The sequence below is a fragment of the Gallintestinimicrobium propionicum genome (assembly GCF_025567525.1).
In the GTDB taxonomy this organism is placed as follows: Bacteria; Bacillota; Clostridia; order Lachnospirales; family Lachnospiraceae; genus Gallintestinimicrobium; species Gallintestinimicrobium propionicum.
The window spans coordinates 53904-60483 of the sequence record NZ_JAOQJY010000020.1 but is presented as its reverse complement, the minus strand read 5'-3'; the positions used below and the strand labels follow the sequence as shown (position 1 = coordinate 60483).

At 48.0% G+C, this 6580-nt stretch carries 7 protein-coding genes; 1 reads left to right on the top strand and 6 read right to left on the bottom strand.

What is annotated here, in order from left to right:
• Positions 1–518: 518 nt before the first annotated feature.
• The 6 genes from rpsI to OCV62_RS13920 all read right to left on the bottom strand — a co-directional run bounded on the left by rpsI (position 519) and on the right by OCV62_RS13920 (position 4957).
• A complete protein-coding gene (gene rpsI, locus OCV62_RS13945; protein WP_117960398.1) occupies positions 519–914 on the bottom strand; it encodes a 30S ribosomal protein S9 in 396 nt (131 codons plus the stop codon).
• Between the two features lie 29 nt (positions 915–943).
• Positions 944–1372, bottom strand: a complete 429-nt coding sequence (gene rplM, locus OCV62_RS13940) for a 50S ribosomal protein L13 (protein ID WP_021916000.1) — start codon at positions 1370–1372, stop codon at positions 944–946.
• 259 nt (positions 1373–1631) lie between these two features.
• Complete coding sequence (gene truA, locus OCV62_RS13935) at positions 1632–2393, bottom strand: tRNA pseudouridine(38-40) synthase TruA (protein ID WP_021915999.1); 762 nt, start codon at positions 2391–2393, stop codon at positions 1632–1634.
• Positions 2393–3196, bottom strand: a complete 804-nt coding sequence (locus OCV62_RS13930) for an energy-coupling factor transporter transmembrane component T family protein (protein ID WP_262587369.1) — start codon at positions 3194–3196, stop codon at positions 2393–2395. The genes truA and OCV62_RS13930 overlap by 1 nt, the downstream gene beginning before the upstream one ends.
• Positions 3193–4050 carry an energy-coupling factor transporter ATPase gene (locus OCV62_RS13925; RefSeq protein WP_117960402.1) on the bottom strand — a complete coding sequence of 286 codons (858 nt, stop codon included), beginning with the start codon at positions 4048–4050 and terminating at the stop codon, positions 3193–3195. The genes OCV62_RS13930 and OCV62_RS13925 overlap by 4 nt, the downstream gene beginning before the upstream one ends.
• A gap of 7 nt (positions 4051–4057) precedes the next feature.
• The gene (locus OCV62_RS13920; RefSeq protein ID WP_262587366.1) at positions 4058–4957 is read right to left on the bottom strand and encodes an energy-coupling factor transporter ATPase; all 900 of its coding nucleotides are present in this window, start codon (positions 4955–4957) and stop codon (positions 4058–4060) included.
• 356 nt (positions 4958–5313) lie between these two features.
• Between OCV62_RS13920 and OCV62_RS13915 the strand changes: the two genes are divergently transcribed.
• Positions 5314–6580: MATE family efflux transporter (locus OCV62_RS13915; protein WP_262587364.1), on the top strand; the 1267-nt coding region annotated here is incomplete at its 3' end.

Sequence of the window (6580 nt, the reverse complement as noted above, 5' to 3'; positions counted from 1 at the left end):
TCTCGAACACCTCCGTCATCTGCCTCGACTGTCCGCCATGACTGCCCACATCGGTGTCATGGGTCTTCTGATTGAAATCCGTCATACCTGTTACCTCCTACTCAAATTTGTCTCGCCGGATTTCGGGCGAAAAAAATAGAGCCTCGACCCATTCTCGTTTTCAAAGAATGAGCCAAGGCTCTATGTAACAGGATACCTGATATTATTTTTTTGCAGAATTCGTCAGGACTCGCCAAACGATCCTGACACTGTTTTTCATTCCATTTCAGCCGGATTTTTACCGAAAATCTGTCAAGGATATAGGGCTAATTCCCCCTCCAAAATGGCCTTCTGTAAACCCATTTTCCCACCCATTAGGCTCAAAAATAGGCCGTAAACCCATGGTAAACCCATTAAAATGGGCTAATTTGAAGTCAAATTTCCTCAAATTTCACCATCGGAATCAGGTGATTTTAGGCATAGAAAAAGCCCGGAAAATGGCGTATTTCCGGGCTTTTTTAGCATTTTTAAGCTGTAGATTATCGCTTGCTGAACTGAGGTGCGCGACGAGCGGCTTTGAGGCCGTATTTCTTTCTTTCCTTCATACGAGGATCACGTGTCAGGAAGCCAGCTTTCTTCAGAACAGGTCTGAAGTCTGCATCTGCTTCCAGCAGTGCTCTTGCGATACCGTGACGGATTGCACCAGCCTGACCGGTGTAGCCGCCGCCCTTAACATTAACGAGAACGTCGAACTTGTCAGCTGTATCAGTAGCTGTCAGAGGCTGACGAACGATTACTTTCAGAGTTTCCAGACCGAAATACTCATCAATGCTTCTTTTATTGATTGTCACATTGCCGTTGCCGGGTACCAGGTATACTCTGGCAATGGAGCTTTTTCTTCTTCCAGTTCCGTAATATTTTGCTGCGTTAGCCATTTTCTAATTCCTCCTTTTCGATCCTTTAGTTAAAATGTCAGTACTTCAGGCTTCTGTGCCTCATGCTTGTGATCAGGACCAGCATAAACGTGAAGTTTGGTGAACATCTGTCTTCCTAAAGGTCCCTTGGGAAGCATTCCTTTCACTGCTAACTCAATAACCTGCTCAGGCTTCTTGTTCAGCTTTTCTCTCAGAGTTGCATCCTTCATACCGCCAACATAGTCGGAATGATGATAATAAATCTTCTGATCCAGCTTCTTGCCTGTTACATGGATCTTTTCTGCATTCACAACGATTACATAATCGCCGGTATCAACGTGAGGGGTGTACTCAGGCTTGTTCTTGCCTCTCAGTACTTTAGCTACTTCAGATGCCAGACGACCAAGGGTCTTGCCCTCTGCGTCTACTACATACCATTTTCTATCAATTTTAGCCGGGTTAGCCATAAATGTTTTCATAGTGTACCTCCATACAATCTACAGGTCATTCGCTGCGCGTATCCGAACCGGGAATTGAACGAATACAGGTCTGTTTTTGATAAAATGCTTTTCCGGGGCAGGTAAAACATTTTCAGACCGCCACATTTGATAATTATATGCTACACAACCTCTTGTGTCAATCTTTTTTTATTAGATTTTTTCGCTATTTTACAACACTTTTCATGCAGTCACAAACCGTCTTGCATTCCTGAAACCTTTCGTCCTGAAAATCCTTGCATCACAAAAACTCATACTCCACCAGCGTCAGTCCCCGTGCTGGGGCAGTCGGTCCGGCACAGCTTCTGTCACAGTGTTTTAGGATCTCTTTTATATGCTCCGGCGGGTATTTGCCGTTCCCGACCTCTATCAACGTTCCTGCAATGATCCGTACCATATTATAAAGAAATCCTGTACCGGTCACCCGGATCGTGATCAGGCTGCCCTCTTTTTTTACCGAAAGATCTGTGATCGTCCGAACCGTGGTCTCCGTCTGCGTATGAATACTGCAGAAGCTTTTGAAATCATGCTCTCCGATAAGATATCCTGCTGCCGCATTCATCCTGTCTATATCCAGCTTTGTATAGGTAAAATGTGTATACAGGCGGCAGAGCGGATCCGGAAATTCGTCATTGAAAATCCGGTATTCATATGTTTTTTTACTGCTGCACTTACGCGGATGCCAGTGCGGTGAAACCTCATAGGATTTTCGAACCCGGATATCCTCCGGCAAACGCTGGTTCAATGCGTAGGAAAATTTATCCCCGGGCATCCGGACAGCGGTATCAAATACCGCGTAATTGCAGCGCGCATGAACACCGGAATCCGTACGACTCGCACCGGAAACCTCAATTGGTTCCTTTGTCAGGGCAGACAGCGCACGGTTTAACTCCGCTTCGATGGTATTGCCATTTTGCTGTATCTGCCACCCCTGATAATTTGTCCCGTCATATGCCACCACCAGACAAATGCGGCGCTTTTTTCGTATTTCCATCGTCTCCATTACAGAAGCACCCTCCCGATCAGAACCGCTGCCACCAGATAGGCAACCAGAACTCCATAGCCCATATAGTCCTGCTTTCGATAAACGAGCGGCTTCATCTTTGTCCTCCCCTCGCCGCCGCGGTAGCATCTGGCTTCCATCGCCATGGCAAGGTCATTTGCACGCCGAAACGCAGCGATAAACAGCGGCACTAACAAAGGAACCATCGCCTTTGCCCGCTGGATCAGACTTCCATTTTCAAAATCCGCGCCTCTCGCGATCTGTGCTTTCATGATCTTGTCTGTCTCTTCCAGCAAAATCGGGATAAAGCGCAGCGCGATGGACATCATCATGGAAACCTCGTGCACCGGCACCTTAAGCTTTTTAAGCGGATTCAACAGGCTTTCCAGGCCGTCCGTCAGATGATTCGGCGTAGTTGTCAGGGTCATCAGCGATGAACCGATGATCAGCATTACCAGACGAACTGCCATCTTGGATGCCATCTCAATGCCTTCCCATGTGATTTTCAACTTCCAGATCGTCACAGCCGGAGTTCCGGGAGTCAGAAAAAGGTTAAACACAACCGCAAAAAGCATCAGAAATACGATTGATTTCATACCTTTTACCATGAATTTAAAGGGCACATTCGATAACCGAATGCACAGTGCCAGAAACATTGCCGCCAGCAGATATCCCCATACGTTATTCACGACGAACAGGGAAATGATAAATGCAAGCGTCCCTACAAGCTTTACCCGACAGTCCAGCCTATGCAGCACGGAATCCGTCTGATAATATTGTCCAAGTGTAATATCCCTAATCATTTGCTGTTCTTCCTCACTGCCTGCAGAATCGTCTCCTTTGCTTCCTCAATCGTTGTCGCAGAAGGATCCACGTCAAAGCCATTGTCCTTTAGCTGGTGCAGAATATAGGTCACCTGCGGTGCGGCAAGTCCGACTGCCTCCAGCTCCTTTACATGGGAAAAAACCCGGTGCGGTACGTCATCGAACATCACCTTTCCCTTGTTCATCACAATAATGCGCTCCACATAATTCGCCACATCTTCCATGCTGTGGGAAACCAGCACCACGCTGATGCCTGTTTCCTTCTGCAAATGAGAAATTTGCCCTAATATTTCGTCCCTGCCCTTCGGATCAAGTCCTGCTGTCGGCTCATCCAGCACCAAAATATCCGGCTCCATTGCAAGCACACCTGCAATTGCCACTCTCCGTTTTTGTCCGCCGGAAAGCTCAAACGGGGACTGTCCGAAAAATTCTTCCGGAAAACCCACCAGCTCCAGTGCCTTTTTTGCACGCCGCTCGATCTCCCCCTGCTCCAACCCGAGGTTTTTGGGGCCATAGCAGACATCCGCAAATACATCCGTTTCAAACAGCTGATGCTCCGGATACTGAAAAACCAGCCCGACCTTGCTGCGCAGCGTCTTTCTCGAATAATCCTGAGCCCAGATATTTTCACCGTTAAAAAGAATCGTTCCCTCTGACGGCTTTAAAAGCCCGTTCAGATGCTGCACCAGCGTCGATTTTCCGGAACCGGTATGGCCGATCAGTCCGATAAACTGACCGTCCGGAATTTCCAGATTCACATCATCCAGTGCACGCACCAAAAGCTCCGTATCCGTTCCATATAAATAACTTACATGCTCCAGTTTTAATCCCATTGTTTCCTCACTTTACAGGCATTTGTCTGTTATCCGATACGCCTGTTTTACTGCCTGTACACAGCTTTTTTAACTCCTCCGTCAGCTCCTGTGCTGTCAGAATGCCATCCGGCAGCTTCAGTCCGCTCTTTTGCAGCTCATAGGCGAGCAATGTAACCTGCGGTACATCCAGACGCAAATGCTTCAACCGTTCCACCTGGGAAAAGATCTCCCGCGGCGTTCCCTGCATCACAACCTTGCCTTCATCCATTACAAACACCCGGTCGGCATAAATAACCTCTTCCATATAATGGGTAATCAGGATAATCGTGACATTTTCCACGTCATTCAGTGCACGAGCCGCCCTTATGACATCTTTGCGCCCGTTGGGATCCAGCATTGCCGTCGGCTCGTCCAGCACAATACATTTCGGATGCATCGCAAGCACGCCTGCGATGGAAACGCGCTGCTTCTGTCCGCCGGAAAGCTTGTTCGGAGAATATTTTCGATATTCATACATTCCGACTGCTTTTAAGCTTTCCTCCACTCGTTCCCAGATTTCCTTTGTCGGCACACCGAGGTTTTCCGGTCCGAAGCCAACATCCTCCTCCACGACCTGCCCGATGATCTGGTTGTCCGGATTCTGAAATACCATCCCGGCAGTGCTGCGCACATCCCAGGTATGGTTCTCATCTGCCGTATCCATGCCATCCACAACAATACAGCCCTCCGACGGCAGCAAAAGCGCATTAAAATGCTTCGCCAGCGTCGACTTGCCGGAACCGTTATGTCCCAGGATCGCAATAAATTCGCCCGGCTCCACCGAAAGATTTACATCCTTTACCGCTGGAACCTCTCCCTCCACATTGCCTTCCTCATCGTGACGGATATAATGATAACTTAAATGTTTCGTCTTTATAATGCTCATGTTTTCCTCTCATTTCTGAGCACGCTTTTTGCGCATGCCGAGTTTGTGTCAAGTGCACGCAGATACAAATCTCGAGCTTGAAAAATTTTATTTTTCAAGCTTCTTCCCGTCTGCACAAATGCCTGCTGTTTCAATGTTTCCAGAAAAATCGGGGTCAATCCTGTTCCATTTTAACAGCACACCTCCTGAATGGCAAGGACAATCCTGTTGCGGCTTTTTTATGCCTGCTGTATAATCATCCTGCGTACCGGGTTTTCAACCAACACCATCGGCATGATCCTTGTTGAAATTTTCTTCATTTCCGGCAAAATACACCCGTCCGCATAAACACTTTTATATAGGATTGAAGCATTCTTATGAAAAAACACTCTAATGATTTCGGAAACGACTCTGTACCGGGATTGGTTCTGCGAACCTCGATCCCCTTTATGTTCGCGCAGTTTGTCAACGTTCTTTACAGCATCGTTGATCGCATTTATATCGGAAATATCCCGCAGATCGGAGATGTTTCCCTGGCAGGCGCCGGCATCTGCGCGCCCGTCATCACGCTGCTTTCTTCTTTTGCAACACTGATCGGTATCGGAGGCTCCGTCCTGTTTTCGATGCGTCTCGGAGCAAAGGATCAGGAAAAAGCAAAAAATCTCCTTGGTACAAGCTTTTCCATGCTGCTCGTTTTTTCCGCTGCGCTTACCATTTTGTTTCTTTTGTTGAAAGCTCCGCTTCTTCAATGGTTCGGCGCAAGCCAAACAACATTTCCCTACGCCAATACCTACATGACGATTTATACACTCGGCACGTTCTTCGCCCTGCTGTCCATGGGCATGAACTATTTCATCACCGCGCAGGGATATCCGGGGCTTGGGATGGCAACAACCTTGATCGGTGCGGTTGTCAACATCGTACTGGATCCCGTATTTATCTTTCTGCTGCATATGAATATTGCAGGTGCTGCCCTCGCTACCGTCCTCGCGCAGTTGTCTTCCTGTGTTTTTGTCCTGCTGACACTGAAGCAGAAAAAAATGCCCATTCCCCTGACACTGGCACCGATCCGGCGTTCTACCGCAGTACGCATCCTGAAAATGGGCTTTTCTCCCTTTTTAATTCTTGCAACCGACAGCATGATCATCATTGCCCTAAATGCAGTCCTGCAGCATTTTGGCGGTCCGGAATACGGAGACACTCTCATCACCTGCGCAACCATCGTACAGAGCTACATGCTGCTCATCACCTCGCCGATGCTCGGCATCACCGGAGGCTCCCAGCCCCTCATCAGCTTCAACATGGGTGCCGGAAAGGTTGAGCGCATCCGCAAAATTGTACTTTGCGTCCTGCTTTTATGCATCGGTTTTACAACGTTTATGTTCCTGCTGTCCCGTTTTGTTCCGCAGTATTTTGTCCGAATTTTCACCCAAAACCCGGAATACTCATCTCTTTCTGTCTGGGGCATTCAGGTCTTTACCCTCGGCGTTATCCCTCTGAGCTTCCAGTATGTCTTTGTGGATGCCCTGACTGCCATGAGCCTGACAAAGCTGTCCCTGTTTTTATCCCTGCTGCGGAAAAGCGAGTATTTTGCAGCGACCTGTCTGCTTCCCCTCTTTTTCGCTGCAAGGATGTGCTTTTACG